This window comes from Pseudomonas sp. GD03875 (assembly GCF_029840585.1).
GTDB lineage: Bacteria > Pseudomonadota > Gammaproteobacteria > Pseudomonadales > Pseudomonadaceae > Aquipseudomonas > Aquipseudomonas paralcaligenes.
In genome coordinates this window covers 69603-93670 of the sequence record NZ_JAOCCV010000012.1, presented here as the reverse complement: position 1 = coordinate 93670, position 24068 = coordinate 69603, and the positions used below count along the sequence as shown (strand labels likewise).

The window sequence follows — 24068 nt, the reverse complement described above, 5'->3', positions numbered from 1 at the left end:
GGCTTCCCTTCTGCGAGCCCCGTCGAGGGGATGGTTAGCAGGCTTCCATTCTCTGCCGGTCGTGGTTGCGGCAGCGTGACTCAGGTCAAGCGGATGGCCTGCCGTGGGTGGCGAAAGTGGCGTTCCAGACGCAGATACGGTTGCGCCCGTCGTGCTTGGCACGGTACAGCGCCTGGTCGCTGCGCGCCACCAGCGCGCCCGGGTGTTCCTCGGTTATCGGCTCGGCCACGGCCAGGCCGATGCTCAGGGTCAGCCGCCCCTCGGGGCTCGCCGGATGGGCGATGGCCAGCGCGGCGATCAGCGCATGGACCCGTGCGGCCACATGCTCGCCGCCCTCCAGGCCGGTGTTGGCGAGGATGATGGCGAATTCCTCGCCGCCGTAGCGGCAGGCGACGTCGCCCTCGCGCTGCAGGCTGTTCTGCAGCACTTCGCCGACCTGGCGCAGGGCATCGTCGCCGGCCAGGTGGCCGAGGCTGTCGTTGAACGCCTTGAAGTGGTCGATATCCAGCATCAGCAGCGCCAGCGGCGCGTCGATCCGGCGCAGGCGGCGCCATTCGCCCTGCAGCTGCTGGTCGAAGAAGCGCCGGTTGTACAGGCCGGTCAGGCCGTCCAGGTGCGACAGGCGTTGCAGGCGGGCCTCCAGCTCCAGCCGCTCGCTGTTGTCGCGGGACACGGCGATCAGGTATTCGCGCTCGCCCTGTTGCACCAGCTGGGTGTTGATCTCCGCCGGCTGGCGGCTGCCGTCCTGGCGGTACAGCTCGCGCTGGAAGATGCGCGACTGGTTGTCCTGGCGCGCCGCGCGCACCTCCTCCAGCCAGTCGTGGAAGCCCGGCAGCAGGCGCTCGGGCTCGTCGCGCAGGAGCTGGGCGAACTGCTCGGCGGGGTAGCCCAGGCCGGCGTGGGTGGCGCGGTTCATGTGCAGCAGCTCGCGGCTGCGGGTATCGAAGATGAACAGGCTATCGTGGCTGGAGTCGGTCAGGTCGAGCACCAGTTGCAGGCGCTCGCGGCTGTCGCGCAGGCGGCGCTCGGTCTCTTCGCGTCGCGCGGCTTCCTCGTGCAGGCGGCGGTTGGCCATCTGCATGGCGCTGGCGCGGCGCATGTTCTCCAGCGCCAGCGCCAGGGCGGCGACCAGCAGCAGGCTGATGGCCAGGCCGGCGCCCAGGACCACCTCCGGCAGCGGCGTGTCCAGGCTCTGCAGCAGGCTCGTGGTGGGGCTCAGCTGCAGGCTGAAGGAGCCGTTGTTGAGCAGGTGCAGGCCCACCTCGCGGGCCATCTGCAACTGGGTGTCGGGGTGCTCGTAGCTGTACAGGCTGCGCTGGTTCTCCAGCAGCCGCACGCTGAAGCTGCCCCGGTCGAGCTGGGCCAGCAGCTCGTCCATCAGCGGCTCGACGCGGAACACGCCCTGCAGGAAGCCGTCGAACTCGCGCTTGCCTGAGGCGTCCTGCAGGTACAGCGGGGTGTAGAGGATGAAGCCGAGGCCGCCCTGGACCAGCGGGAAGCTGTTGGAGAAGCGCTGCTCGCCGGTCTGCCTGGCCTGCATCGCCAGCGGGTAGTTGGGATGGTCGGGAGTCAGGCGGAAATTAACCGCCGCCTCGTTGCCGAGCAGGGGCAGCAGCCAGCGTATCCGCAGGTCGGCGCCGGTCCACTGGACGGACTGGTAGGCGGGGAAGTCGGCCAGCGCCAGCTCCGCTTCCTGTTCCCAGCTCTCCCGTGGCAGGCGTCCCAGGCTGTTCCACAGGCGGGCGATGCGACCGAGGCTTTCCACTTCGGTATGCAGGGTGGCTTCCAGGCGGCGCGCGAGGGTGCGCGCCTCGTAGTCCACCCTTTCGTTCACGCGTGCCTGCTGGGCCTGTTCCAGTTGGCGCCAGAGCATGATGCTGGCCATGTTCAGCGCCAGGAATACGAGGACCAGCGCCAGGCGCGCCGGCCAGATGGGACGTACGCGCATGGTCGGCTCCGCAGGCTATGTCATGGTGATAGCACAGCGCCGATGGCCACTCAACGCATGGCGAGGATGGCCTGCCACTGCGCGTCGCTCACCGGCATCACCGACAGGCGGCTGCCGCGTTGCACCAGGGCCAGTTCGGCCAGGGCGGGGTTGTCGCGCAGGCGCGCCAGCGGCAGCACCCGGGGGAAGGCTTCGACGAACTCCACGTCCAGCGCGCTCCAGGGATTCTTCTCGGCGCTGGCCTTGGGATCGTGGTAGTGGCTGCCCGGGTCCAGCGCGGTGGGGTCCGGGTAGACCGGCCCGGCGATGCGGGCGATCCCGGCGATGCCCGGCTCGGGGCAGCTGGAGTGATAGAAGAAGAACAGCTCGCCCGTCTGCATGCTGCGCATGAAGTTGCGCGCCTGGTAGTTGCGCACGCCGTCCCAGCGGGCGCGCCCGAGCTTCTGCAGGTGGTGGATGGACAGCTCGTCGGGTTCCGATTTCATCAGCCAGTAAGGCATGAACTTTGCTCCTGTGTGCCGGTCCTTTCGCGGGCGCCGTCGCCGGGCCCGTGGTCGACTGCCGGACGGCCGAAAAGAATGTGTGGATCGCGCCTTGATCGGATTCGCTTCGAGGTGCAGGCTAGGCGCCCTCGTCGCGGCCAACAACACAACGACCGCCGCCGGTAACGAGCAGCAACACGCCTACAGGGGGAGGCAACTCGATGAAACGCAAACCGGATCTGTTGTGGGTACTGGTCATCCTGTTCGGCCTGGGCATGGTAACCACAGGTTACACCCAGGGTCTGTGGGACCGTCAGGGTAACCCGCCGGCCACCGAGCAACAGCCCTGATCCACAGCCCGCATCGCCGCAGGGAACGCGGCGCCTTCACCGCCCCTCAGCCGTACCACCGCAGATCGGTCACCACCGCACCGAGCCTGACATCCCAACTGGCCAAGGCCAGCCTGTCCACCCGCTGACATTCGTGAGCTGCGCCCAGAAGCGTCGGTTTGTGCCATTTTTTGCGCCTCTGCAGGTAAGCCAGGCTGCGGTCGTAGAAGCCTCCGCCCATCCCCAGTCGTCCGCCGTACGCGTCGAAGCCCACCAGCGGCAGCAGGATCAGGTCGAGCGCCCAGGCCTTGCGCTGGCGCGCCCGGCGGATGGCCGGCTCCTCGATGCGGAAGCGGTTGCGCACCAGCGCCTCGCCCGGCTTCACCCGCTGGAAGTGCATGCGGGTGCGTGGCCAGGGGCCGAGTACCGGCAGGTAGGTGGCCTTGCCGCGACGCTGCGCCGCGCGCAGCAGCGGGCGCGGGTCGATCTCGCCGTCGTTGGGCAGGTACAGGGCGATGTGGCGGGCACGGCGGAACAGCGGATGCTGCGCCAGCTGACGGTAGAGGCCGCGAGCGGCGCGTCGCTGTTGCAGGGGGGGGAGGGTGCGGCGAGCCTGGCGGAGCTGGCGGCGTAGCGCCGCGCGTGAAAGATCACCAGCCAGGATCATGGAATTCGGGACTCCCCGGTCGTGCCGCTGTCGGGTTAGCCCTTGAACCCGAAAGTTCAAGGTGGAGATTGCAGGAGGCGTTAAGGCTTTCCGTCAGGCGGACATGCACACCGGCCCCGCTGGCAACCCCCGTGGTTGTGCGTATCGGCTCAGGGACATCACCGACTGGCCAACACACCAGGGAGCTCGGGGGCGAGTATACCCCATTCGGGCGCGCTGCGATCAGAGCGCGTGGCCATCCGGATCGGCGGCGAGGGCGGAGTCGACGCGGCCGAGCAGGTCGCGCACCTGCTCGCGGGCGGCGCTGGCCTCCTGATCCAGACGCTGCTGCTTGTGCAGCAGGTCGTGGGTGATGTTCAGCGCGGCCATGACCGCGATGCGGTCGGCGCCGATGACTTTGCCGCCGGAGCGGATCTCGCGCATCTTGCCGTCGAGATAGCGCGCGGCGCTCTCCAGGTTGGCGCGTTCGTCCGCCGGGCAGGCGATGCAGTATTCCTTGTCGAGGATATGCACGGTTACGGTTTTCGACTGGGTCATGAGTCCTGCTCCAGAGCTTTCAGGCGCGAAATCATCGCTTCGACCTTCTGCCGGGCCAATTCGTTCTTTTCGACCAGATGAGCGCGCTCTTCGCGCCAGCTCTTCTCCGCGGCGAGCAGGGAGCGATTCTGCGTCTTCAGCTGCTCGACACGCTGGATCAGCAGCTCCAGCTTGCCCGTGAGGGCTTGCAGTTCGGGGTTTTCCATCGTCTCCATACCTGGGCCGTGATCCCGGCACTATAAAGGATCGCAGGGAGGGGGCGGCAAGCGGCGTGCGGCAACGATGCGGTGGAAACCACAGCGCGCAGGCCCTACGATACGAAACCTTCATTCTAGAGATCGCGCGGTTCAGCGCCTGGTTGCCATGCCCACTTCGAATTCCCCCTACGCCGCCTTCGCCGCCCTGCTGGCGAACTCCGGCAAAGCCGTTTCCCCCGCCGAACTGCACGGCCTGCTGCTGGGCCGCAGCTGCGCCGGCGCCGGCTTCGAGGCCGACGCCTGGTTGCAGGACGCCAGCGAGCTGCTCGGCGCCGAGCCGGCCGACAACGTGCGCCAGGCCCTGGTCGGCCTGCAGGAGATGGTCAAGGGCGAACTCGCCGGCAACGACATCACCCTGGTCCTGCTGCTGCCCGGCGACGACGAGCCGCTGGCCGAGCGCGCCAAGGCCCTGGGCCAGTGGTGCCAGGGCTTCCTCGACGGCTTCGGCATGATCCTCGGCAACGCCGCGCTGAGCGCCGAGGCCATGGAAGTGCTCCAGGACCTCTCCGCCATCGCCCAGATCCAGAGCGCGTTGGAGGAATCCGAGGACGGCGAGAGCGACTATATGGAAGTGATGGAATACCTGCGCGTTGCCCCCCTGCTGCTGTTCACCGAGTGCGGCAAGGCCGAAGCGCCCGCGCCCAAACCTTCCCTGCATTAAGGTCGAGCCATGGTCAGCATCCCCAGGTCGGAATACGCCCGTCGGCGCAAGGCGCTGATGGAGCAGATGGAACCCAACAGCATCGCCATCCTGCCGGCGGCGCCGGTGTACATCCGCAACCGCGACGTCGAGCATGTCTACCGCCAGGACAGCGATTTCCAGTACCTCACCGGCTTCCCCGAGCCGGAAGCGGTGATGGCCCTGATCCCCGGCCGCGAGCATGGCGAGTACGTGCTGTTCTGCCGCGAGCGCGACCCCGAGCGCGAGCTGTGGGACGGCCTGCGTGCCGGCCAGGATGGCGCCGTGGCCCAGTATGGCGCCGACGACGCCTTCCCCATCGGCGATATCGACGACATCCTGCCGGGCCTGATCGAGGGCCGCGAGCGGGTCTACTACGCGATCGGCACCAATCAGGAGTTCGATCACCGGCTGATGGAGTGGGTCAATGTGATCCGCTCCAAGGCGCGCCTGGGCGCGACGCCGCCCAACGAGTTCGTCGCGCTCAACCACCTGCTGCACGACATGCGCCTGTACAAGAGCGCGGCCGAGGTGAAGGTGATGAAGGCCGCCGCCGAGATCAGCTCGCGCGCCCACGTGCGGGCCATGCAGGCGAGCCGCCCCGGCCTCCACGAATACCACCTGGAAGCCGAGCTGGACTACGAATTCCGCAAGGGCGGGGCGAAGATGCCGGCCTACGGCTCCATCGTCGCCGCCGGCAAGAACGCCTGCATCCTGCACTACCGCGAGAACGACGCGCCGCTGCGCGACGGCGACCTGGTGCTGATCGACGCCGGTTGCGAGATCGACTGCTACGCCAGCGACATCACCCGCACCTTCCCGGTTTCCGGCACCTTCTCGCCCGAGCAGAAGGCCATCTACGAGCTGGTGCTCAAGGCCAACGAGGAGGCGTTCAAGTACATCGCCCCCGGCAAGCACTGGAACGAGGCCCACGAGGTCACGGTGCGAGTGATCACCGCCGGCCTGGTGGAACTCGGCCTGCTCGAGGGCGACGTCGAGCAACTGATCGCGAGCGAAGCCTACAAGCCCTTCTACATGCACCGCGCCGGCCACTGGCTGGGCATGGACGTACACGACGTCGGCGACTACAAGGTCGGCGGCGAATGGCGCGTGCTCGAACCGGGCATGAGCATGACCGTGGAGCCGGGCATCTACATCGCCACCGACAACGACAAGGTGGCGAAGAAGTGGCGCGGCATCGGCGTGCGCATCGAGGACGACGTGGTGGTGACCCGGACCGGCTGCGAAGTGATCACCGGCGGCGTGCCCAAGACGGTCGCCGAGATCGAGGCGCTGATGGCCGCCGCGCACCAGGCCGCCTGATGGCCCGCGCGCAGCTCGTCATCGTCGGTGGCGGCCTGGTCGGCGCCAGCCTGGCCCTGGCGCTGCAGGCCGGGGCCAGGGCGCGCGGCTGGCGCATCGTGCTGGTCGAGCCGTTCGCCCCGGGCGACGCCTGGCAGCCGAGCTACGACGCCCGTTCCAGCGCCCTGTCCTACGGCAGCCGGCAGATCTTCGAGCGCCTCGGCCTGTGGCCGGCGCTGGCCGAGCGGGCCGAGGCCATCACCCGCATCCAGGTCTCCGACCAGGGCCGCTTCGGCGCCACCCGCCTGTCCGCCGAGGACGAAGGCGTGCCAGCCCTCGGCTACGTGCTGGAGAACGCCTGGATGGGCCACTGCCTGTGGCGCGCCCTCGATCCCGGCGTGGTCGAGTGGCGCTGCCCGGCGGAAGTGACCCGGATGGAGGCGCTGGACGACGGCTACCGCCTGTTCCTCGACGACGACTCCAGCCTGGACTGCGATCTCGCCGTGCTGGCCGATGGCGGCCGCTCGGGCCTGCGCGAACAGCTCGGCATCGCCGTGCGCCACACCCCATACGACCAGTGCGCGCTGATCGCCAACGTCAGCACGGCGGACGCCCACGGCGGCCAGGCCTTCGAGCGCTTCACCGAACAGGGGCCGCTGGCCCTGCTGCCGTTGCCGGACCACCGCTCCGCGCTGGTGTGGACCCGCCCGCCGGTGGACGCCGAGCGCCTGCAGCGCCTGCCCGAGCGCGAGTTCCTCAGCGAGCTGCAGCAGGTCTTCGGCTACCGCCTCGGCGCGCTGCGCCAGGTCGGCGCCCGCCATGTCTACCCGCTGGCGCTGGTCGAGGCCACCGAGCAGGTGCGCCCGCACCTGGTGGTGCTCGGCAATGCCGCCCACAGCCTGCACCCGGTGGCGGGGCAGGGCTTCAACCTTTCCCTGCGCGACGCCCAGGCGCTCGCCGACACGCTGCTGGAGGGCGAGGGCGGCGCCGGCGAGTTCGCCACGCTGCAGCGCTATCTGGAGCGCCAGCGTCAGGACCAGGCCCTGACCGTGGGCTTCTCCGACCGCGTCACGCGCCTGTTCGGCCGTGGCGAGTCGCTGCTGGTGGCCGGACGCACCCTGGGCCTGCTCGGCCTTGATCTGCTACCACCGGCCAAGCGCTGGTTCGCCCGCCAGGCCATGGGCCTGGGCACCCGCACCCTATGAGAAAGACCGATGACTGATCGTAAACTGGCGCGCCGCGCGCGCCTGCTGCGGCTTGGCCTGAACCTGTATCCGCCCTACCTGGGCGCGGGCATCCGCGTGCAGCGCATTTCCGCCGACTGCCGCGAGGCGCGGGTGAAGATGGCCTTGCGCTGGTACAACCGCAACTTCGTCGGCACCCAGTTCGGCGGCTCGCTGTACAGCATGATCGACCCCTTCTACATGCTGCTGCTGATGCCCCTGCTGGGCGACGACTATATCGTCTGGGACAAGGCCGCCAGCATCGACTTCGTCAGCCCGGGCAAGGGCCCGGTGTTCGCCGACTTCCGCATCGACGACGCCCTCCTGGCGGAAATCCGCGACAAGACCGCCGGCGGAGACAAGTACCTGCCCGAGCTGCACGTGGAGATTCGCGACGGCGAAGGTACCCTGGTGGCTACCGCGCACAAGACCCTGTACGTGCGCCTGAAGCCGCGTGCGCGGCAAGCGGCATAAGGAAGCGACATGCAAGCGGACCTGATCATCGTTGGCGCCGGCATGGTCGGCAGCGCACTGGCCCTGGCCTTGGAGCACAGCGGCCTGGAGATTCTGGTGGTCGATGGCGGGCCGCTCAGCGTGCGTCCCTTCGAGGCCGAAGGCGCCTTCGAGCCGCGGGTCAGCGCGCTGTCCGCGGCCAGCCAGCGCATCCTCGAACGCCTGGGTGTGTGGGACGGCATCGCCGCCCGACGCGCCTCGCCCTACCGCGACATGCGCGTGTGGGACGGTTCCGGCACCGGCAGCGTGCACTTCTCCGCCGCCAGCGTGCATGCCGAGGTGCTTGGCCATATCGTCGAGAACCGGGTGGTGCAGGACGCCCTGCTCGATCGCCTGCACGACAGTCGCATCGGCCTGCTCGGCAGCGCGCGCCTGGAGCAACTGCGCCGTTCCGGCGATGGCTGGCTGCTGACTCTGGCCGACGGCCGCGAGCTGCGCGCGCCGCTGCTGGTGGCCGCCGACGGCGCCAACTCGGCGGTGCGTCGCCTGGCCGGCTGCGCCACCCGCGAGTGGGATTACCTGCACCACGCCATCGTCGCCAGCGTGCGCTGCGAGCGGCCGCACCAGGCCACCGCCTGGCAGCGCTTCACCGACGACGGCCCGCTGGCGTTCCTGCCGCTCGACCGCCAAGGCGACGCGCACTGGTGCTCGATCGTCTGGTCCACCGTGCCGGAGCAGGCCGAGCGCCTGATGGCGCTGGACGACGCGGCCTTCCGCCACGAGCTGGGCAAGGCCTTCGAGTGGAGCCTGGGGCCGGTTGTCGCGACCGATCCCCGATTGTGCATCCCGCTGCGCCAGCGCCACGCCAAGCGCTACGTGGAAAGCGGCCTGGCGCTGATCGGCGACGCCGCCCACAGCATCCACCCGCTGGCCGGCCAGGGCGTCAACCTCGGCTTCCTTGACGCCGCGGTGCTGGCCGAGGTGCTGCTGCACGCGCTGGAGCGCGGCGAACAGCCGAACGATGTGCGCGTGCTGAGCCGCTACGAGCGTCGGCGCATGCCGCACAACCTGGCGATGATGGCGGCGATGGAGGGCTTCGAGCGGCTGTTCCAGGCCGATCCGCTGCCGATCCGCTGGCTGCGCAACAGCGGCCTGAACTGGGTCGACGAGCTGCCGGACGCCAAGGCCCTGTTCGTCCGTCGCGCCCTCGGCCTGGCCGGCGACCTGCCGGTGCTGGCGCGGGTATAGCGCTCCGGCCCGAGGGTTTGCCAGAAACCGGTGGCATGAGTGGCTTGCCAGCAGCCGGTCTCATCCGGACAATGCGATGAATTATCATTTGTAACTTCATCGCCATGTCCTGCTCCGACTCTCGCTCCCTGCATGCGCTCTACAGCGAGCACAACGGCTGGCTGAAGGGCTGGTTGCGTGCCCGCCTGGGCAATGCCAGCGATGCGGCCGACCTGGCCCAGGACACCTTCGTCCGGGTGCTCGCCGCGCGCAACGTCGAGACCATCCGCGAGCCACGCACCTACCTCAGCGCCATCGCCCGCGCGCTGATGATCGACAAGTTCCGCCGCCAGGCCATCGAGCAGGCCTACCTGGACGCGCTGGCGCTGCGCCCCGAGCCGCTGGACATTGCCCCGGAAACCCGCCTGCTGATCCTGGAAACCCTGACCGCCGTCGATGCCATGCTCGACGGCCTGGGCGAGCGCACCCGGCGCATCTTCCTCGCCGTGCAGCTCGAAGGGCTGAGCTACGTGGCCACGGGTGAGCGTCTCGGCGTGTCGGTGACCACGGTGAAGAAGCACATGATCCGCGCCATGACCCAGTGCCTGTTGCTGGTGGACGATTGAATGGCCGCCAGCCTGGATCGCAAGACCCTTGAAGCCGCCGCCACCTGGTACGTGCAGCTCAACGCCGCGCCGCCCAGTGAGGCCGAGCGCCAGGCCTGGCGCGACTGGCTGGGCGAGAGCGCGGCCAATGCCCAGGCCTGGGCGCGGGTGGAAAAGCTCCAGCGGCAACTGGGTGCTCTGCCGCAGGAGGTGGCCTTGCCGACCCTCGCCGGGGTGCGCGCACGGCGCCGGGCCGTGCTCAAGACCCTGGGCGTTCTGCTGGCGGTGGGCGCCACCGGCTGGACGGCCGGCGAGCTGGCGCCGACCTCGGCCTGGCTGGCCCAGCACCGCACCGCCAAGGGCCAGCGTCGTCGCCTGCGCCTGGAGGATGGCAGTCGACTCGACCTGAATACCGACAGCGCGGTGGATGTCGCCTACGACGACACCCTGCGCCGGGTGTACCTGCGCCGGGGCGAGATATTCATCGAGACCGCCGTCGACCCGGCGGGCCGTCCCTTCGTGGTTCATACGGAGGAAGGCAGCGTGCGCGCCCTCGGTACGCGCTTCAGCGTGCGCAGCGAAGCGGGGCGCAGCGAGGTCCGGGTGATGCAGCATGCCGTCGAGCTGCGGCCTGTGCAGCAGCCGTCCTCGGTATTGCGTGTGGAGGCCGGCCAGCAGGCCGACTTCGGCAGCCAGCGCCTCGGTTCGCCCCGGGAACTGGTCGCCGGCAGCGGCGCCTGGACCGAGGGCATGTTGACGGTCATCGAATGGCGCCTGGCGGATTTCCTGGCCGAGCTGGAACGCTACCGGCCCGGCTATGTGCGCTGCGCCGAGACGGTCGCCGACCTGCGCCTGTCCGGCGCCTTCCGCCTCGATGACACCGATCTGATCCTGGAAAACCTCGGGGCCTCGCTACCGATTCGTGTGCGGTACCTGACGCGTTACTGGGTGCGGGTCGAGCCGGCCTGAAAATAATTCAGTCACCGGGTTGCCGATTTTCATTCTCATCCGGCCAAGCAATGAAGCGGTGAACGCTGCCGCACCTCTGCCATGCCAACCGAAGGAAAATTGCATGACCCGTCTTTCTCCGCGAGCGGCCAGGCCGCTGGCCCATGCCCTCCACCTGGCGCTGTTCGGCCTGACCACCGCACCGTTCGCGCTGTTGCCAGGCCAGGTCGCCGCCCAGACCGAAGCGGCTACCTACAACATTGCCGCCGGCCCGCTGGGCACGGCCCTGAGCCAGTTCGCCACCGCCGCCGGCGTGACCCTGTCGTTCGCCGCCGAACAGACCCAGGGTCGCAGCTCGCCAGGCTTGCAGGGCGCCTATTCGGTGGACGAGGGGCTGAGCCGGCTGCTCGCGGGCAGCGGCCTGCTGGCGCAGCGCCAGGGCAACGGCGGGTATGTACTGGTGCCGGCCCCCGTGGCCGGGGAAGCGGCGCTGGAGCTGTCGGCCCTGAGCATCTCCGGCAAGGCGCCGGGTTCGACCACCGAGGGCTCCGGCTCCTACACCACGGAGTCTTCCAGCAGTTCCACACGCCTGAACCTGTCGCCCAGGGAGACGCCGCAGTCGGTCACCGTCCTGACCCGGCAACGCATGGAAGACCAGAGGCTCGACAGCCTCACCGATGCCCTCGACGCCACCACCGGCATCACGGTGATTCGCGAGAGTCTGGGGGCGGACAGCACCACCTACCTGTCGCGCGGCTTCCCGATCAGAAACTTCGAGATCGACGGCGTACCCACGTCGGCAAGCATGGACAACTACACCCAGAACACCGCGATGTACGACCGGGTGGAAGTGGTGCGTGGCGCCACCGGGCTGATCAGCGGCCTGGGCAACCCCTCGGCGACCATCAACCTGATCCGCAAGCGGCCCGGCAACGAGCCACAGGTCATCCTCAGCGCCGAAGCGGGCAGCTGGGATCGCTACGGACTGGGCGTGGACGTCGGCGGCGCGCTGAACGACAGCGGTACCGCGCGTGCCCGCTTCGTCGCCGAGCACAAGGACGAGCATGCCTGGATCGACCGCTTCAGCCAGGAGCTGACGACCCTCTATGGCATCACCGAACTGGACCTGACGGACGCGACCCTGCTGACCCTGGGCTTCAGTCACCAGATCACCCACAGCAACGCGCCGATGCGCACCGGTTTTCCGCTGTTCACCACCGACGGTGGCATGACCGATATCAAGCGCTCCTTCAATACCTCGCCCGACTGGAGCTACTACGATCGCCAGCAGAGCACGCTGTTCACCTCCGTCGAACAGCATTTCGCCAATGGCTGGAGTGGCAAGCTGGAGTACAGCCACGCGCGCAATGACTACGACACCGTGGTCAGCTACATGGACGGTGAAATCGATCCCGCTACCGGCGGCGGTGCCTACATCATGCCGACCCGCTGGCAGGCAACTCCCGAGCAGGACAACCTCGATGCCTACCTGACCGGCTCGTTCCCGCTGTTCGGTCGCGAGCACGAACTGATCGGCGGCGTCACCCTGTCGCGCGTCGAGGAGCGCGGCACCTCGAACTTCGGCGGCTGGAAGCGGGCAAGCTCGGGCTACGAGGGCGATATCCCGAACATCTACGACTGGGATGGCAAGACGCCCAAACCGCACTTCGACAAGATCGGCGAGAACGACGTGACCGAGAGCCAGTATGCCGGCTACTTCACCTCGCGCTGGCGCCTGACCGATGCCGCCAGCCTGATTCTCGGTGCCCGCGTGGTGGACTGGAACTGCGAGAGCAAGAGCCGGCTCTACGCCGGCACCCGCAGCAAGACCGAACGCACCGAGAGCGGGATCGTCATCCCCTATGCCGGCTTCACCTACGACCTGAGTGACATCTGGACCGCCTACGCCAGCTACACCCAGATATTCAACCCGCAGTCGGCCAGTGTGCGCGACGTCAACGGCTCGCCGCTCGACCCGCTGGAGGGCACCGGCTATGAAGTGGGCCTGAAGGCCGGCTTCTACGACGGGCGCCTGAACACCAGCCTGGCGCTGTTCCGGGTCGAGCAGGACAACCTAGCGGTGGCCGACGGCAAAAGGCTGCAACCCAACGGCTTCCAGGCCTACAGGGCCGAGAGCGGCACCACCAGCGAAGGGGTGGAGCTGGAAGTCACCGGCGAGCTCGGCGACGGCTGGCAGTTCACCGGCGGCTACTCCTACAGCGTCAGCTTCAACGATGACGACCGGCGCATCGTCACCGAGATACCGCGCAACAGCGTTAAGCTGTTCACCACCTACCGCCTGCCCGGCGCGCTGGACAAGTTCACCGTCGGTGGCGGGCTGAACTGGCAGAGCGAGGCCGGCTACGACCTCTACTACGCCACCACCCAGAGCAGCTACACCCTGGCCAGCCTGATGGCCAGGTACCAGATCACGCCGGCGCTGTCGGCGACGCTGAACGTCAACAACCTGTTCGACAAGGAGTACTACACCACCACGGCGGCAGGTCTGTATGGTGCGCCCCGCAACGTCATGACGACGCTGCGCTACGCCTACTGAGGCGCAACGCTTTTCAAGGCATCTGAAAACCTGCCGCAACGGGCCGGCCCACTTCTTGTGCCGGCACGTCCCGGTCCGGCTGAGTGGGGCGCGGCAGGCCTTGCAGGGGCGGGCCCCGCAATAGGGTGGTGGCCCGATCCGGACGCATGCACGGAGCATCGGGGCGCACGCTGCGCACCCCGAAACACTTCGACATACACACCATGCTCATTCGCAACTGAGGTTTACTATCATTTGCGCCTTTCCGGACCTTACAGGGACTGCATGATGCGCACAGGCAAACCTCTTCTCGCGGCGCTGCTGCTTGCCGCCACCACCGCCCAGGCCGCCGACGAAGTAGTGGTCTACTCCTCGCGGATCGACGAGCTGATCAAGCCGGTGTTCGACGCCTACACCGCCAAGACCGGGGTCAAGGTCAAGTTCATCACCGACAAGGAAGCGCCGCTGATGCAGCGCATCAAAGCCGAGGGCGAGAACGGCGTGGCCGACCTGCTGATCACGGTGGACGCCGGCAACCTGTGGCAGGCCGAGCAGATGGGCATCCTGCAGCCCTTCACCTCGTCGGTGATCGACGCCAACATCCCCGCCCAGTATCGCTCCAGCAACCACGCCTGGACCGGCCTGTCGCTGCGCGCGCGCACCATCGTCTATTCCCCCGAGCGGGTGAAGCCGGGCGAGCTGACCACCTACGAGGCGCTGGCGGGCCCGGAGTGGGAAGGCCGCCTCTGCCTGCGCACCAGCGAGAAGGTCTACAACCAGTCGCTCACCGGCACCCTGATCGAGACCCACGGCGCCGAGAAGGCCGAGCAGATCGTCCGCGGCTGGGTCGGCAACCTGGCCACCGACGTGTTCGCCGACGACAACTCGGTGGTCCAGGCGGTGGATGCGGGCCAGTGCGATGTCGGTATCGTCAACACCTACTACTACGGCCGCCTGCACAAGGCCAACCCGCAGCTGCGCGCCAAGCTGTTCTGGCCGAACCAGGAAGACCGTGGCGTGCACGTCAACCTGTCCGGCATCGGCCTGACCAAGCACGCGCCGCACCCCGAGGCGGCGAAGAAGCTGGTCGAGTGGATGACCACGCCGGAGGCCCAGGGCCTGTTCGCCGAGATCAACCAGGAGTTCCCGGCCAATCCGGCGGTCAAGCCGTCCGCCGAGGTGGCCGCCTGGGGCGAGTTCAAGGCCGACTCCATCCCGGTGGAAGTGGCCGGCAAGCGCCAGGCCGAAGCGATCAAGCTGATGGACCGGGTCGGCTGGAACTGATCCGCCTCGCGGCGAGGCGATGATCCGCCAGCGACCTCCGGTCGCCGGGCCATCGCCCCTTCGCCCGTTATACTCGACGCCCCGGCCCGCCGGGGCGTTTCGCATCCACCGCCTAGGAGTCCGCGTGGCCCATCCCGCCCAACGCCGCTGGTACCCCATCGCCTTCGCCATCGCTTCCCTGGTGCTGCTGCCGCTGTCGGTGCTGGTGCTGTCCTGGCACGAGGTCGACGGCGAGATCTGGCGCCACCTGTGGGACACCCAGATGCCGCGCCTGCTGGGCAACACGCTGATCCTGGTGCTGGGCGTCGGTGTCGGTGTGACCGTGCTCGGCGTCAGCCTGGCCTGGCTCACCAGCCTCTGTGAGTTCCCCGGCCGGCGCTGGCTGGACTGGGCGCTGATGCTGCCCTTCGCCATCCCGGCCTACGTGCTGGGCTTCGTCTTCATCGGCCTGTTCGACTTCTCGGGGCCGGTGCAGAGCCTGCTGCGCGAGTGGTTCGGCACGGGTATCCGCTTCCCCCGGGTGCGCTCGACCGGCGGCGTGATCGCGGTGCTGGTGCTGGTCTTCTACCCCTACGTCTACCTGCTCGCGCGCAGCGCCTTCCTCGCCCAGGGGCGGGGGCTGATGGAGGCCGCCCGGGTGCTCGGCCAGTCGCCCTGGCAGGCGTTCTGGCGGGTGGCCCTGCCGATGGCCTGGCCGGCGATCGGCGCGGGCCTGGCCCTGGCGATCATGGAGACCCTGGCCGACTTCGGCGCGGTGGCGGTGTTCAACTTCGATACCTTCACCACCGCCATCTACAAGACCTGGTACGGCTTCTACAGCCTGTCCGGCGCCACCCAGCTGGCCAGCCTGCTGCTGCTGGCGGTGATGCTGGTGTTGTACGGCGAGCGCCGCGCCCGGGGCATCAGCCGGCCGGCCAGCGAACGGCCGCGCGGCCAGGCCCTGTACGTGCTGCGCGGCTGGAAGGCCGTCGCCGCCAGCGCCTGGTGCGGCCTGGTGTTCGCCTGCGCCTTCGTGGTGCCGCTGCTGCAGCTGCTGGCCTGGTTCTGGCAGCGCGGCCGCTTCGACCTGGACGAGCGCTACGCCGGGCTGATCCTGCACACCCTGTCGCTCGGCGGCCTGGCGGCGCTGATCACCGTGGCGGTGGCCCTGCTGCTGGCGTTCGCCAGGCGCCAGGCGCCGACCCGGCCGGTGCGCGGCGCGATCAGCCTGGCCAACCTCGGCTACGCGCTGCCCGGCTCGGTGCTGGCGGTCGCCATCATGCTCGCCTTCAGCTTCCTCGACCGGGAACTGGTGATCCCGCTGTCCGCCTGGTTCGGCGGCGCCGGCAAGCCGCTGCTGCTGGGCAGCCTCGCGGCGCTGCTGCTGGCCTACCTGATCCGCTTCATGGCGGTGGCCTACGGCCCGCTGGAGAGCAGCCTGGCGCGCATCCGCCCGTCGCTGCCCCAGGCCGCCCGCAGCCTGGGCGTCGGCGGACCGGCATTGTTCTTCCGCGTCTACCTGCCGCTGCTGGTGCCGGGGGCGCTGTCCGCCGCGCTGCTGGTGTTCGTCGACGTGCTCAAGGAGATGCCGGCGACCCTGCTGATGCGTCCCTTCGGCTGGGACACGCTTTCCGTGCGCATCTTCGAGATGACCAGCGAGGGCGAATGGGCCCGCGCCGCGCTGCCGGCCCTGACCCTGGTGCTGGTCGGCCTGCTGCCGGTGATCGGCCTGATCCGTCGCTCGGCGCGGCAGCCGGGGCACTAGCGTTCGGCGAATCCGGTCACGCAGCGACCGTCCGGTCGGCTATCGAGGTGACCGGGGGCCGCGTCGGGGCTACAATGCGCGCCTGCTGAAGCAGCCGTCCATGAGCCCGTGCCCACCAGGGCAGGGCCCGCATCAAGGAGTTATCCATGGGACAGCGTACACCCCTGTATGAACAGCATCTGGCGCTGGGCGCCAAGATGGTCGACTTCGGTGGCTGGGACATGCCGCTGCACTACGGCTCCCAGGTCGAGGAACACCACCAGGTCCGGCGCGACTGCGGCGTGTTCGATGTCTCCCACATGACGGTCGTCGACATCACCGGGTCGCAGGCCAAGGCCTGGCTGCAACACCTGCTGGCCAACGACGTGGAGCGTCTGAAGACGCCGGGCAAGGCCCTCTACAGCGGCATGCTCAACGAGCGTGGCGGGGTGGTCGACGACCTGATCGTCTACCTCACCGACTGGGGCTACCGCATGGTGGTCAACGCCGCCACCCGCGACAAGGACATGGCCTGGATGCAGGCCCGCACCGCCGGCTTCGAGGTGACCCTGACCGAGCGCCCGGAACTGGCCATGCTCGCCATCCAGGGCCCCAGCGCCCGGGCCAAGACCGCCGAACTGGTCAGCGCAGCGCGCGCCGCGATCATCCACGAACTCAAGCCGTTCCAGGGCCTGCCCGAAGGCGACTGGTTCATCGCCCGCACCGGCTACACCGGTGAGGACGGCCTGGAGATCATGCTGCCGGCGGCCGAGGCCCCGGGCTTCCTCAGCGAACTGGTCGGCGCCGGCATCGCCCCGATCGGCCTGGGCGCCCGCGACACCCTGCGCCTGGAGGCCGGCATGAACCTGTACGGCCAGGACATGGACGAGGACACCTCGCCGCTGGCCGCCAACATGGCCTGGACCATCGCCTGGGAGCCGGCCGAGCGCCGCTTCGTCGGCCGCAGCGCCCTGGAGAGCCAGCGCGCCGCCGGCGACCAGCCCAAGCTGGTCGGCCTGGTGCTGGAGGAGCGCGGCGTGCTGCGCGCCCACCAGGTAGTGCGGGTGGACGGCGTGGGCGAGGGCGAGATCACCAGCGGCAGCTTCTCGCCGACCCTCAACAAGTCCATCGCCCTGGCCCGCGTGCCGGCCGCCACCGGCGACCGCGCCGAGGTGGAAATCCGCGGCAAGTGGTACCCGGTACGGGTTGTGCAACCGAACTTCGTGCGCAATGGCAAGGCCGTGATCTGATTCCAGTGGCGCGGGGCGGCAGCCTCCGCGCCAACTGCTAAATTTTCCGGGCGGACGTTCCGCCCACCGATTCCGAGGATAACGACAATGAGCAACATCCCCGCCGATCTGCGTTACGTCGCCAGCCACGAGTGGATTCGCCTGGAGGCCGACGGTTCGGTCACCGTGGGCATCACCGACCACGCCCAGGAAGCCCTGGGCGACGTCGTCTACGTCGAGCTGCCGGAAGTCGGCAAGCAACTGAGCGCCGGCCAGGAAGCCGGGGTGGTCGAGTCGGTGAAGGCCGCCTCCGACATCTACGCGCCGATCTCCGGCGAAGTGCTGGCGGTCAACGAGTCGCTGGCCGACGCGCCCGAGCAGGTCAACGGCGAGCCCTACGAGGCCTGGTTCTTCAAGCTCCAGCCGAGCGACGCGGCCGAACTGGAAGGCCTGCTCGACGCGGCCGGCTACCAGGCCGTGTGCTCCGCCGACGCCTGAGGCCGATGACCGCGCCCGGCGCGGTCCGCACCGATTCCCGTTGCCGAGCCTCGATCCGTCGGGGCTCTGTCATTTTTCGAGAGCTTCCGCCATGTCCACGCCCCGTCTCGACCAGCTGCAACAGCCCGACGCCTTCCTCCGCCGCCACCTCGGCCCCGACGCCCGCGAGGAGCAGGCCATGCTCGACGCCCTCGGGCTGGGCAGCCGCGACGAGCTGATCGTGCAGACCGTGCCGCCGGCCATCCGCCTCAACCGTCCGCTGGACCTGCCGGCGGCGCTGGACGAGCAGGGCGCCCTGGCCAAGCTCAAGGGCTACGCCGAGCAGAACCAGCTGTGGACCAGCCTGATCGGCATAGGCTACCACGGCACCATCACCCCCACGGTGATCCTGCGCAACCTGCTGGAGAACCCGGGCTGGTACACCGCCTACACCCCCTACCAGCCGGAGATCGCCCAGGGTCGCCTGGAGTCGCTGCTCAACTTCCAGCAGCTGACCATCGACCTGACCGGCCTGGACCTGGCCAGCGCCTCCCTGCTCGACGAGGCCACCGCCGCCGGCGAGGCCATGGCCCTGGCCAAGCGTGTGGCGAAGAGCAAGAGCAACCTGTTCTTCGTCGACGAGAACTGCCACCCGCAGACCATCTCGGTGGTGCAGACCCGCGCCGAAGGCTTCGGCTTCGAGGTCAGGGTCGGTGCGCTGGACGAGCTGGCGGGCCTGGAAGTGTTCGGCGCCCTGCTGCAGTACCCGGACACCCACGGCGAAATCCGCGACATCCGCCCGCTGATCGACCAGCTGCACGCGCAGAACGCCCTGGCCTGCGTGGCCGCCGACCTGCTCAGCCTGCTGCTGCTGACCCCGCCCGGCGAGTTCGGCGCCGACGTGGTGTTCGGCTCGGCCCAGCGCTTCGGCGTGCCGATGGGCTACGGCGGCCCGCACGCGGCCTTCTTCGCCACCCGCGACGCCTTCAAGCGCGCCATGCCCGGGCGGATCATCGGCGTGTCCAAGGACGCCCGCGGCAACACCGCGCTGCGCATGGCCCTGCAGACCCGCGAGCAGCACATCCGCCGCGAGAAGGCCAACTCCAACATCTGCACCTCGCAGGTGCTGCTGGCCAACATGGCCAGCTGCTACGCCGTCTACCACGGCCCCGAGGGCCTCAAGCGCATCGCCCAGCGCGTGCACCGGCTGACCGCCGTGCTGGCCGCCGGCCTGGAGCAGAAGGGCCTGCAGCGCGACAACCTGTTCTTCTTCGACACCCTGACCCTGGATGTCGGCGGCATGCAGACCGCGATCATCGAGTCGGCCAAGGCCGCGCGCATCAACCTGCGCATTCTCGGTCGCGGCAAGCTGGGCGTCAGCCTGGACGAGACCTGCTCGGAGCAGACCGTCGAGCAGTTGCTGAGCATCTTCCTCGGTGCCGACCACGGCCTGTCCGTCGCCGAACTGGATGCGGGCTACCTGCCGGAAGGCATCCCGGCCGCGCTGCAACGCACCTCCGGCTACCTGAGCCATCCGGTGTTCAACAGCCACCACAGCGAAACCGACATGCTGCGCTACCTCAAGCGCCTGGAGAGCAAGGACCTGGCCCTGAACCAGGCCATGATCCCGCTCGGTTCCTGCACCATGAAGCTGAACGCCACCAGCGAGATGATCCCGGTGACCTGGCCGGAATTCGGCGCGCTGCACCCCTTCGTGCCGCGCGAGCAGGCCACCGGCTACCAGCTGATGATCGACGAGCTGGAGGCCTGGCTGCGCGCCATCACCGGCTTCGACGCCATCTGCATGCAGCCCAACTCCGGCGCCCAAGGCGAGTACGCGGGCCTGCTGGCGATCCGCAAGTACCACGAGAGCCGCGGTGAGGGGCACCGCGACATCTGCCTGATCCCGGCCTCGGCCCACGGCACCAACCCGGCCTCGGCGCAGATGCTCGCCATGCGCGTGGTGGTGGTGGAGTGCGACGCCGCCGGCAACGTCGACCTGGACGACCTCAAGGCCAAGGCCGGCGAGGCGGGCGACAAGCTGTCCTGCCTGATGATCACCTACCCGTCCACCCACGGCGTGTACGAGGAAGGCATCCGCGAGATCTGCGAGGTCGTCCACGGCTTCGGCGGCCAGGTCTACATGGACGGCGCCAACCTCAACGCCCAGGTGGGCCTGGCGCGCCCGGCCGACATCGGCGCGGACGTGTCGCACATGAACCTGCACAAGACCTTCTGCATCCCCCACGGCGGTGGCGGCCCGGGCATGGGGCCGATCGGCGTGCGCGCGCACCTGGCGCCCTTCGTCGCCAACCACCCGGTGGTCGAGCTGCAGGGGCCGAACCCGCAGAACACCGCGGTCAGCGCCGCGCCCTGGGGCAGCGCCAGCATCCTGCCGATCAGCTGGATGTACATCGCCATGATGGGCCCGCAGCTGGCCAGTGCTACCGAGGTGGCGATCCTCAACGCCAACTACCTGGCCAGCCAGCTCAAGGGCGCCTTCCCGGTGCTCTACAGCGGCCGCAACGAGCGCGTGGCCCACGAATGCATCCTCGACCTGCGCCCGCTCAAGGCGGAAACCGGCATCACCGAGGAAGACGTGGCCAAGCGGCTGATGGACTACGGCTTCCACGCTCCGACCATGAGCTTCCCGGTGCCGGGCACGCTGATGATCGAGCCGACCGAGAGCGAGTCGAAGGAGGAGCTGGATCGCTTCATCGAGGCGATGCTGAGCATCCGCGCCGAGATCGCCAAGGTCGGCAGCGGCGAGTGGCCGGAGGACAACAACCCGCTGAAGAACGCGCCGCACACCCTGGCCGACGTCACCGGCGTGTGGGAGCGGCCGTATAGCATCGCCGAGGCGGTGACCCCGTCCGCCCACACCCTGGCGCACAAATACTGGCCGGCGGTGAACCGGGTGGACAACGTCTACGGTGACCGCAACCTGTTCTGCGCCTGCGTACCGATGGACGACTACCGCGAGTGATGCCGTAGGGCGGGTGAAACCCGCGCCAACGCCGGATCGCGGGTTGCACCCGCCCTACGACGACGCCCCTGCATTCCGTGAAGAGTGCAGGGGCGTTTTCGTAGGTGATGTATCCGTTACCTGTTGGTGGCGCAATCCTGCTTTTATGTGGGAGCGGCTGGGCGGCATTCCGATTGGCCGCGAAATTCGCGGATAAATCCGCTCCCACACAAGGTATGCAGTACTTAACGGGTTCGTAGAGGGCGACGAATCAGCGCGTGGCTTCGTGGCCCGTCGGCTGCACCAGCAGCGCCTGGGCCAGCTCTTCGTCGCTGGCCTGCAGTTGCGGATGGTCGGCGCGCGCTCGTTGCAGCGCCGCTTCCAGGTGGGCGCCGCGGATCTGGCCGCCGCTGGCGATGAAGGCGCTGGCGTCGTCGCGCGCCGCGATCACCTCCTTGTTGTCCTTGAAGGTCAGGTAGGTGGAGGCGGTGGTGGCGCCGGAGGAAATGACGTCGCGCCAGAAGCCCCCGTCGGCCATGGCCGGGCCGAGGGGAAGGGCGATCAGGGCGAGGGTCGCGAGGGTTTGGCGGGTGCGCATGCTGGCTGCTCCTTTGGCGGCGAGTCCTGAGAATTCTGAGCCTGTGGTTTTACCGGGAGTTCCACCTTTCGAACGAGGCGGCAGGTTTCAGGATAGCTCGGCCTGCGTCTCGCCAACGACCCGGTTGCGGCCCGCCTGCTTGCCCTGGTACAGGCGCCAGTCGGCGCAGCGGTACAGCTCGTCCGGCGTATGGCCGTCGCGGGGCCATTCGGCGAGGCCGAAGGTGGCGGCCAGTTCGATGGTCTGCCCGGCGTATTCCAGGGGCTGATCGCAGATCAGCTGGCGCAGCGATTCCAGCAGCGGCAGCGCGCCGGCGGCGTCGGTGTTGCGCAGCAGCAGGCCGAATTCCTCGCCGCCGAGCCGTCCCAGGTTGTCGGTGGTGCGCAGGCGCCGGTACAGCAGGTCGCAGATGTGGCGCAGGGCGTGGTCGCCGGCGTCGTGGCCGTAGCGGTCGTTGACGCTCTTGAAGTGGTCGATGTCGAGCAGCGCCAGGACCACCGGGCTCTGGCTGCGGCCGGCGTCCTTCAGTGCTCGGCGCAGCTCCTGCTTGAAATGGCCGCGGCTGTCGGCGCCGGTCAGCTGGTCGGTCTGCGCCTGGTGCTGCAGCTCGGCGAAGGCCGCGGCGCGGCGGGTCTCGTAGAGGTGGACGAAGACCACGATCAGGGCGCCGCAGAGAATGGCGTTGCCGGCGTCGATCCAGGCCAGCGCGGACTGCGGCAGCGGGTACCTCAGGTAGTAGAGCACCAGAGCCAGCAGCATGAACGGCAGCGCCAGGCGCATGCCCCGCCGCTTGCCGAGCATCAGGTAGGACAGCACCGGGATCAGGTAGACCCAGACGAAGGCGGTGGACGAAGCCTGGGGCATCAGGCTGATGTAGAGGATGAAGGCGAAGGTCGGCAGCAGGTAGAGGTAGATCCACAGCTCCAGGCGCCGGGCGCCGTGGATGCCGTGGCCGGCCGCCAGCAGGACGAGGCAGGCGATCACCTCGAGGCTGGCGAACAGGACGTTGCCGGAGCTGAACTGCAGCACCGAGAACGCCCCGATGCTGAGGGCGGTGGCGTTGAAGATCAGACGCAGCAGCGAGCGCCGGTCGCTGTCCTCCAGCCCGGTATGGCTGCTCTCCCTCGGCGGTCGCGGTTGCCGCTTTTGCATGCCCGGCGTTCTCTCGTTGTGCACCGTTGGCGGCCGCGGAGCGGCACGGCTGGAAAAGCTTCAGGCGGGCTCGACGATCAGCAGCACGCCGTCCTGGCCGGTGACCCGCACCGTGCTGCCCGCGGGCAGGTCGCTGCCCCTGACCAGCCACAGCGTGTCGCCGGCCCTGATCTTGCCGCGCCCGTCGACTATCGCCTCGTGCAGGACGAAGGTGCGGCCGATGAACTCGCTGCCCCGGCGGTTCAGCCCCGGCACGTCCGAGGGCTTGGCGGCGCTGCGCTGGCGCTGCCACCAGAACACCGCGGTGAGCACCGAGAGCAGGGCGAACACGATGAACTGCCAGGTCCAGGGCAACTCGGGGAAAAGATAGGTCAGAACGCCGACCGCCGCCGCCGCGACGCCGATCCACAGCAGGTAGCCGCCGGCGCCGAACACCTCGAGGATCAGCAGGACCGTGCCGAAGGCCAGCCAGTCCCAGAACGACAGGTGCTGCAGGTAGGCGATCATGCTTTCTTGCCGTCCCTGTCGAAGGTGGCGCGGACGATCTCGCCGATGCCGCCGACCGCGCCGATCACCTGGCTCGCCTCCAGCGGCATGAGGATGACCTTGCTGTTGTTGGCCGAGGCCAGCTGGCCGAGGGTCTCGACGTACTTCTGCGCGACGAAGTAGTTGACCGCCTGCACGTTGCCGCTGGCGATGGCGTCGGACACCATGCGGGTCGCCTCGGCTTCGGCCTGGGCCGCCCGTTCGCGCGCCTCTGCTTCAAGGAAGGCAGCCGCGCGCTCGCCCTCGGCCTTGAGGATTTCCGCCTGCTTGTGGCCCTCGGCGGTGAGGATGGCCGCGGAACGCGAGCCCTCGGCTTCGAGAATCTGCGCGCGCTTGAGGCGCTCGGCCTTCATCTGGCTGGCCATGGCCTCGACCAGATCGGCTGGCGGGCTGATGTCCTTGATCTCGATGCGGGTGATCTTGATGCCCCAGGGCGCGGTGGCCTCGTCCACCGTCTTGAGCAGGCGCTCGTTGATCGCGTCGCGCTGGCTGAGCATGGAGTCCAGCTCCATGGAGCCGAGCACGGTGCGGATGTTGGTCATCACCAGGTTGCGGATGGCATGCTCCAGGTCGTTCACCTCGTAGGCGGCCTGGGCGGTGTTGATCACCTGGAAGAAGCACACCGCGTCGATCTGCACGATGGCGTTGTCAGCGCTGATCACCGCCTGCGGCGGGATGTCCAGCACGCTCTCCATGACGTTGAGCTTGCGGCCGATGCGGTCCATCACCGGCACGATGATGTTGAGGCCGGGCTTGAGGGTGTTGGTGTAGCGGCCGAAGCGCTCCACCGTCCACTCGTAGCCCTGCGGGACCACCTTGAAGCCCATGAACACCACGGCCACGGCCAGGGCGACGAAGAGAAAGATCACGCTACCGACTTCCATGGAAAACTCCCTTTCTG

Annotated in this window: 23 protein-coding genes and 1 other RNA gene; 14 read left to right on the top strand and 10 right to left on the bottom strand. The window is 68.6% G+C overall.

Annotated elements, in window-relative coordinates; genetic code table 11:
- Positions 1 to 85: 85 nt before the first annotated feature.
- Together N5D30_RS13055 and N5D30_RS13050 are read right to left on the bottom strand one after the other, a co-directional pair.
- A complete protein-coding gene (locus N5D30_RS13055) occupies positions 86 to 1948 on the bottom strand; it encodes a diguanylate cyclase (protein ID WP_279909332.1) in 1863 nt (620 codons plus the stop codon).
- Between the two features lie 50 nt (positions 1949 to 1998).
- A complete protein-coding gene (locus N5D30_RS13050) occupies positions 1999 to 2448 on the bottom strand; it encodes an EVE domain-containing protein (RefSeq protein ID WP_279909331.1) in 450 nt (149 codons plus the stop codon).
- A 203-nt stretch (positions 2449 to 2651) separates the two neighbouring features.
- On the opposite strand from N5D30_RS13050, the gene N5D30_RS13045 reads away from it, so the two are divergent.
- Positions 2652 to 2780, top strand: a complete 129-nt coding sequence (locus N5D30_RS13045; protein WP_262880323.1) for a hypothetical protein — start codon at positions 2652 to 2654, stop codon at positions 2778 to 2780.
- Between the two features lie 46 nt (positions 2781 to 2826).
- Here the strand turns inward: N5D30_RS13045 and N5D30_RS13040 are convergent, their stop codons facing one another.
- The 4 genes from N5D30_RS13040 to N5D30_RS13025 all read right to left on the bottom strand — a co-directional run bounded on the left by N5D30_RS13040 (position 2827) and on the right by N5D30_RS13025 (position 4169).
- Positions 2827 to 3426, bottom strand: coding sequence for a 5-formyltetrahydrofolate cyclo-ligase (locus N5D30_RS13040; RefSeq protein ID WP_279909330.1), 600 nt, complete (start codon positions 3424 to 3426; stop codon positions 2827 to 2829).
- A gap of 8 nt (positions 3427 to 3434) precedes the next feature.
- Positions 3435 to 3613, bottom strand: a non-coding RNA gene (ssrS, locus tag N5D30_RS13035) — 6S RNA.
- 35 nt (positions 3614 to 3648) lie between these two features.
- Positions 3649 to 3963 (bottom strand): cell division protein ZapA, encoded by a 315-nt coding sequence (locus N5D30_RS13030; protein ID WP_220811342.1) that lies wholly within the window; start codon positions 3961 to 3963, stop codon positions 3649 to 3651.
- Entirely contained in the window at positions 3960 to 4169 is a 210-nt protein-coding gene (locus N5D30_RS13025; protein WP_220811343.1) for a TIGR02449 family protein, read from the bottom strand. Before N5D30_RS13025 ends, N5D30_RS13030 begins: the two co-directional genes overlap by 4 nt.
- Positions 4170 to 4326: 157 nt before the next feature.
- Here N5D30_RS13025 and N5D30_RS13020 point away from each other — a divergent pair, with 157 nt between their 5' ends.
- The 13 genes from N5D30_RS13020 to gcvP all read left to right on the top strand — a co-directional run bounded on the left by N5D30_RS13020 (position 4327) and on the right by gcvP (position 20892).
- Positions 4327 to 4881, top strand: coding sequence for a YecA family protein (locus tag N5D30_RS13020; RefSeq protein ID WP_220811344.1), 555 nt, complete (start codon positions 4327 to 4329; stop codon positions 4879 to 4881).
- Positions 4882 to 4890: 9 nt separating this feature from the next.
- Positions 4891 to 6222, top strand: a complete 1332-nt coding sequence (pepP, locus tag N5D30_RS13015; RefSeq protein WP_279909329.1) for a Xaa-Pro aminopeptidase — start codon at positions 4891 to 4893, stop codon at positions 6220 to 6222.
- Positions 6222 to 7406, top strand: a complete 1185-nt coding sequence (gene ubiH, locus N5D30_RS13010; protein WP_279909328.1) for a 2-octaprenyl-6-methoxyphenyl hydroxylase — start codon at positions 6222 to 6224, stop codon at positions 7404 to 7406. The genes pepP and ubiH overlap by 1 nt, the downstream gene beginning before the upstream one ends.
- A 9-nt stretch (positions 7407 to 7415) precedes the next feature.
- Positions 7416 to 7898 carry a DUF4442 domain-containing protein gene (locus N5D30_RS13005; RefSeq protein WP_220811347.1) on the top strand — a complete coding sequence of 161 codons (483 nt, stop codon included), beginning with the start codon at positions 7416 to 7418 and terminating at the stop codon, positions 7896 to 7898.
- 9 nt (positions 7899 to 7907) lie between these two features.
- Positions 7908 to 9125 (top strand): 2-octaprenyl-3-methyl-6-methoxy-1,4-benzoquinol hydroxylase, encoded by a 1218-nt coding sequence (locus N5D30_RS13000; protein WP_279909327.1) that lies wholly within the window; start codon positions 7908 to 7910, stop codon positions 9123 to 9125.
- Between the two features lie 104 nt (positions 9126 to 9229).
- A complete protein-coding gene (locus tag N5D30_RS12995; RefSeq protein ID WP_279909326.1) occupies positions 9230 to 9730 on the top strand; it encodes a sigma-70 family RNA polymerase sigma factor in 501 nt (166 codons plus the stop codon).
- Positions 9731 to 10678 (top strand): FecR domain-containing protein, encoded by a 948-nt coding sequence (locus N5D30_RS12990; protein WP_279909325.1) that lies wholly within the window; start codon positions 9731 to 9733, stop codon positions 10676 to 10678.
- Positions 10679 to 10781: 103 nt separating this feature from the next.
- Positions 10782 to 13214, top strand: a complete 2433-nt coding sequence (locus N5D30_RS12985) for a TonB-dependent siderophore receptor (protein WP_279909324.1) — start codon at positions 10782 to 10784, stop codon at positions 13212 to 13214.
- 267 nt (positions 13215 to 13481) lie between these two features.
- The gene (locus N5D30_RS12980) at positions 13482 to 14477 is read left to right on the top strand and encodes an extracellular solute-binding protein (protein WP_279909323.1); all 996 of its coding nucleotides are present in this window, start codon (positions 13482 to 13484) and stop codon (positions 14475 to 14477) included.
- A gap of 124 nt (positions 14478 to 14601) precedes the next feature.
- Positions 14602 to 16221, top strand: a complete 1620-nt coding sequence (locus N5D30_RS12975) for an iron ABC transporter permease (RefSeq protein ID WP_279909322.1) — start codon at positions 14602 to 14604, stop codon at positions 16219 to 16221.
- A gap of 146 nt (positions 16222 to 16367) precedes the next feature.
- Complete coding sequence (gene gcvT, locus N5D30_RS12970) at positions 16368 to 17450, top strand: glycine cleavage system aminomethyltransferase GcvT (protein WP_279909321.1); 1083 nt, start codon at positions 16368 to 16370, stop codon at positions 17448 to 17450.
- 87 nt (positions 17451 to 17537) lie between these two features.
- Positions 17538 to 17927, top strand: a complete 390-nt coding sequence (gene gcvH / locus N5D30_RS12965; RefSeq protein ID WP_220811356.1) for a glycine cleavage system protein GcvH — start codon at positions 17538 to 17540, stop codon at positions 17925 to 17927.
- A gap of 91 nt (positions 17928 to 18018) precedes the next feature.
- Positions 18019 to 20892 (top strand): aminomethyl-transferring glycine dehydrogenase, encoded by a 2874-nt coding sequence (gene gcvP / locus N5D30_RS12960; protein WP_279909320.1) that lies wholly within the window; start codon positions 18019 to 18021, stop codon positions 20890 to 20892.
- Between the two features lie 250 nt (positions 20893 to 21142).
- Here the strand turns inward: gcvP and N5D30_RS12955 are convergent, their stop codons facing one another.
- The 4 genes from N5D30_RS12955 to N5D30_RS12940 form a co-directional block, all read right to left on the bottom strand.
- The gene (locus N5D30_RS12955) at positions 21143 to 21469 is read right to left on the bottom strand and encodes a DUF2388 domain-containing protein (RefSeq protein ID WP_279909319.1); all 327 of its coding nucleotides are present in this window, start codon (positions 21467 to 21469) and stop codon (positions 21143 to 21145) included.
- An 87-nt stretch (positions 21470 to 21556) separates the two neighbouring features.
- Positions 21557 to 22621, bottom strand: coding sequence for a GGDEF domain-containing protein (locus N5D30_RS12950; RefSeq protein ID WP_279909318.1), 1065 nt, complete (start codon positions 22619 to 22621; stop codon positions 21557 to 21559).
- A 60-nt stretch (positions 22622 to 22681) separates the two neighbouring features.
- Complete coding sequence (locus tag N5D30_RS12945) at positions 22682 to 23128, bottom strand: NfeD family protein (protein ID WP_279909317.1); 447 nt, start codon at positions 23126 to 23128, stop codon at positions 22682 to 22684.
- Entirely contained in the window at positions 23125 to 24051 is a 927-nt protein-coding gene (locus N5D30_RS12940) for an SPFH domain-containing protein (RefSeq protein WP_220815992.1), read from the bottom strand. The genes N5D30_RS12945 and N5D30_RS12940 overlap by 4 nt, the downstream gene beginning before the upstream one ends.
- Positions 24052 to 24068: the final 17 nt, after the last annotated feature.

Excerpts from the sequence above, each read along its gene's own strand:
- N5D30_RS13055 (WP_279909332.1), bottom strand. The coding sequence starts at position 1,948 with ATGCGCGTACGTCCCATCTGGCCGGCGCGCCTGGCGCTGGTCCTCGTA.
- N5D30_RS13050 (WP_279909331.1), bottom strand. The coding sequence starts at position 2,448 with ATGCCTTACTGGCTGATGAAATCGGAACCCGACGAGCTGTCCATCCAC.
- N5D30_RS13045 (WP_262880323.1), top strand. The coding sequence starts at position 2,652 with ATGAAACGCAAACCGGATCTGTTGTGGGTACTGGTCATCCTGTTCGGC.
- N5D30_RS13040 (WP_279909330.1), bottom strand. The coding sequence starts at position 3,426 with ATGATCCTGGCTGGTGATCTTTCACGCGCGGCGCTACGCCGCCAGCTC.
- N5D30_RS13030 (WP_220811342.1), bottom strand. The coding sequence starts at position 3,963 with ATGACCCAGTCGAAAACCGTAACCGTGCATATCCTCGACAAGGAATAC.
- N5D30_RS13025 (WP_220811343.1), bottom strand. The coding sequence starts at position 4,169 with ATGGAAAACCCCGAACTGCAAGCCCTCACGGGCAAGCTGGAGCTGCTG.
- N5D30_RS13020 (WP_220811344.1), top strand. The coding sequence starts at position 4,327 with ATGCCCACTTCGAATTCCCCCTACGCCGCCTTCGCCGCCCTGCTGGCG.
- pepP (WP_279909329.1), top strand. The coding sequence starts at position 4,891 with ATGGTCAGCATCCCCAGGTCGGAATACGCCCGTCGGCGCAAGGCGCTG.
- ubiH (WP_279909328.1), top strand. The coding sequence starts at position 6,222 with ATGGCCCGCGCGCAGCTCGTCATCGTCGGTGGCGGCCTGGTCGGCGCC.
- N5D30_RS13005 (WP_220811347.1), top strand. The coding sequence starts at position 7,416 with ATGACTGATCGTAAACTGGCGCGCCGCGCGCGCCTGCTGCGGCTTGGC.
- N5D30_RS13000 (WP_279909327.1), top strand. The coding sequence starts at position 7,908 with ATGCAAGCGGACCTGATCATCGTTGGCGCCGGCATGGTCGGCAGCGCA.
- N5D30_RS12995 (WP_279909326.1), top strand. The coding sequence starts at position 9,230 with ATGTCCTGCTCCGACTCTCGCTCCCTGCATGCGCTCTACAGCGAGCAC.
- N5D30_RS12990 (WP_279909325.1), top strand. The coding sequence starts at position 9,731 with ATGGCCGCCAGCCTGGATCGCAAGACCCTTGAAGCCGCCGCCACCTGG.
- N5D30_RS12985 (WP_279909324.1), top strand. The coding sequence starts at position 10,782 with ATGACCCGTCTTTCTCCGCGAGCGGCCAGGCCGCTGGCCCATGCCCTC.
- N5D30_RS12980 (WP_279909323.1), top strand. The coding sequence starts at position 13,482 with ATGCGCACAGGCAAACCTCTTCTCGCGGCGCTGCTGCTTGCCGCCACC.
- gcvT (WP_279909321.1), top strand. The coding sequence starts at position 16,368 with ATGGGACAGCGTACACCCCTGTATGAACAGCATCTGGCGCTGGGCGCC.
- gcvH (WP_220811356.1), top strand. The coding sequence starts at position 17,538 with ATGAGCAACATCCCCGCCGATCTGCGTTACGTCGCCAGCCACGAGTGG.
- gcvP (WP_279909320.1), top strand. The coding sequence starts at position 18,019 with ATGTCCACGCCCCGTCTCGACCAGCTGCAACAGCCCGACGCCTTCCTC.
- N5D30_RS12955 (WP_279909319.1), bottom strand. The coding sequence starts at position 21,469 with ATGCGCACCCGCCAAACCCTCGCGACCCTCGCCCTGATCGCCCTTCCC.
- N5D30_RS12950 (WP_279909318.1), bottom strand. The coding sequence starts at position 22,621 with ATGCAAAAGCGGCAACCGCGACCGCCGAGGGAGAGCAGCCATACCGGG.
- N5D30_RS12945 (WP_279909317.1), bottom strand. The coding sequence starts at position 23,128 with ATGATCGCCTACCTGCAGCACCTGTCGTTCTGGGACTGGCTGGCCTTC.
- N5D30_RS12940 (WP_220815992.1), bottom strand. The coding sequence starts at position 24,051 with ATGGAAGTCGGTAGCGTGATCTTTCTCTTCGTCGCCCTGGCCGTGGCC.